Source organism: Gilliamella sp. Choc6-1, from assembly GCF_001690385.1.
In the GTDB taxonomy this organism is placed as follows: domain Bacteria; phylum Pseudomonadota; class Gammaproteobacteria; order Enterobacterales; family Orbaceae; genus Gilliamella; species Gilliamella apicola_A.
The window spans coordinates 1-3,176 of the sequence record NZ_LZHI01000034.1 but is presented as its reverse complement, the minus strand read 5'-3'; the positions used below and the strand labels follow the sequence as shown (position 1 = coordinate 3,176).

The window sequence follows — 3,176 nt, the reverse complement described above, 5'->3', positions numbered from 1 at the left end:
GGTTTCTTTGGCTTTATCTTCGTTTAGGTGGATTGGGGAGTGCGCCACTACTGAGTGGTTATTTACCCCTGTTGAACTGATATTAAAGCGAGATTCAATCATATCCTCATCACGTTGCCCATTCTTACCAAATAATGTGACCGTGGCCTGCAACGGCAGGTGGGCGATGGTTGCATTATTCGGGTATGTTAAATAAAAATAGAGGTGGCGGTGATGTAGCTTCATCCCACTAAATGAACTTGGTTTTTTAAAGATCATAAAGGTGTCAATGCCCGACACCGCAACCAAATAGTCATTTACCGACTGCCCAAAACCCACAAATGCCTCTTGCTCTTCGTAATAAGCGCCATACCCTAAATAGGCAAACTCTTCTTGCACCCCAAAATAACAGCGGTTTAACCAGTGATCGATAGGGGTAAAATTATCGTATTTTTTGCTGCTTGCAATTAAGTATAAACTTGAAACTAATAAAAGGGCACCAATCCCTATAGCTAATCCACCTTCAAGTAATAATAAGACAGCACCAAACCCTAAAAATAGAGAACCAAACAATCTAGCTCTAAAATAATCTTTATCCTCCATATTCCACATCCCCAAGGCACTTTTTAACTCGCCTAAGGCTTCAAAAATAGTTATAGCCGCAAAAGCTTTGGCTACGGTTTTAGAAATCAAGGTATTTAACATCTGTTTAGCTTTAATTTCAGGTACTAATGTGCCCGAAACTGTTGAACGCATCGCTTTAACTAGCTGCATTTTTAATTTGATGTCACGGTATAAAGCCACGCTATCAACACTTAATAATGCTAACGAGCCTAAGTCAATCGCCAGTTGGTGCATTTTTTTATCTTGGCTTTCACCTTCTTTAACGGTGTCCCACGCTTTTAGGTTATCGTGAATATTTAACATGCTGATAACGCCCATTATTGCATTGACACCATAGCTAAGTTTAACTGCTTTAGCACTTTGGCGGGTATCTTTTATTTGTTCTTGTATTTTAATTTTTTTCTCAATTTTCGCTTTTTCCATTTCGCTTTGATTCATCGCTTCGATTTCGCGATTTATCTCACGCTGTTTGATTTTGTCTTCTCGTTTATTCTCATTCGACTGGTGAATCGCTTCGTCGTTGCGGGATTTTTGTTGATTGACCATGTCAATTTTGCGTTGTAATACGGTTGTACGATTGACCAAGGTGACATACCCCGCCATTTTGCTAGTTAAAAAGTTTTTAAAATCATAAGGGTTAAGTATCTCTTTATTTTTTAGATAGCTAACCACTATCCCTTTACTAAACTCATCTGGAAAACAGAGCGTAAAGGTAAACTTTTGAGTTGTTGGTTTTTTTGACCCGACGTCATATTTTGGGTCGGTGACATCAAATTTTTCTAAAAAGGCAATTTCAGGTCCCGTTAAGCTGTTTTCACGGAAAAAACTCCCTTGTAGTTGGGTTAATAGAGCGTACACTTGTCGAATCTTATCTTGTCTCACTTGCATAGTAAACTCAACAGGGTGCCCCCCCAAATCGCTTAAATAAGAGAACGTATCAAGCAGTTTTAAGCGTGGCTCAATAGGCTGGTGTTGCTTATTGGTTTTTAAAAGCGTGTATTTTTTAAGCCCTAACTCATGCAGATATCGATTTTTACCCGCATCCATTATGACAATGGGGGCGCTTGCCATTTCGGCTAGTTTGTCATTAATCGAATTTAAACATTTTTTTAGGCGGTTAAGCTCGCTAATTTTTTGGTTTCTTATTTTTTGTAGCTTGTAATGCGCTTGTGGGTCATAGTTTTGATGTTGGTTTAACGCTTCTTGTTTGGCGTTAATTTCTTGTTGTTTTTTTTCAATCTCTAGCTCTAAGCTCTCTTTGGTTTTTAGAAGGGCTTGCTCTTTATTGCTTTTAGTGGTTTGTGTCTTTTGTTCTTGATTCGCATTATAAGCAGAAGCAAAACCAGTTGATTGGCTGATAACATCACGCCATTTTACCGGTGTATCGGTGTCTAAATCGAGAAATGCCATTGCTTCAAGGTCAATCCCTTGGTTATTTTTATGCTCTACTATATAAAAAATACTAGCTGGGTTGCTCAGTAGTTCATCCCATAGGGCATCGTCTTCTTCAAAACGCACTTCTGCATGGGTTGAATCAATCAAGATTTGGATAATTTCTTTTATATGAATAAGCGAGCTTGTATCGTTTGAAAAATCAAACTCTTTCTGCCAAAAATGATTTTGATTAAAAGACGTCGGTTTTATTTTGCTGTATGGCGAGATAAATTTTGCATCGCCAAATAACCAACGAACATAAGTAAAATAGTCTTGCGACCACTCTTTATAATAGTGAGTTATTTCTTTAAATTCGCTTTCTAATTCATCTTTAAATTTATTAACTTCACCATGATTAATCTGCTGGTTTATTTTTTCAATTTTTTTTGCCTTTTCTGATTCGGTGTCTTTAATTTCATATTCGACTTTTTGTAAAAATTCATTACCAGAGTCATAAGCGGCATCAATATTTTTTAGGTATTCATAGTGTTCTTGTAGCCGAGCGATTTCAGTGTCATAAGCATCTTCAATTGAAGTTCGATAATTCTCCATTAACTGTAAAATCGTGCGCTTTTTAAACATGTCAGCTTGATAATACTTAAACATGCGTTTTAACTTGGGGTTAACTTGGTTATACAGTGCTTCACCCCGCCGTTGGTATACTTCTGTTTCGTCACGGTCAAAAGGCATTAAGGATTTAGCTTTTGAGGGAGCGTGGCTATCTTCTTGGGGGGTAAATACATGCAGGTGCGATACCCGTTGCGAGTTGAGCTCTTCGGCGATGCCTAAAGTGTCTTCCAGCACGACGCCGCAGGATATCGGTTTATCCCCTTGGTATAATTGATTGGTATGTAGCACATATTTTAATTTTTGGTCTTTTAAACGGGTAAACCCATGTACCGATTCAAAATTATCAAGATGCTCATCAAAACGAAATTCCAGTACTTTGCTGTTTTCTGCTTGGTAAGTCTGATAACTACTACCAAAAATATCTTTAAACGGTACGGCTCGGTTGCCAGTTGCCTCAGACGGTGAGTCTTTGAGTTTTTGTATATCAATTTGGGTAAAACGGGATAGCGCTTGGCTATCTTGTTCTTGTAGGTAATCATCAATGGTTGTTTTCGACCAAGGTCGTGAAC

The 3,176-nt window shown here is 38.1% G+C and carries 1 protein-coding gene; it reads right to left on the bottom strand.

The window, feature by feature from the left end:
• Nucleotides 1-3,176: hypothetical protein (locus tag A9G36_RS10155; protein WP_176701015.1), on the bottom strand; the 3,176-nt coding region annotated here is incomplete at both ends.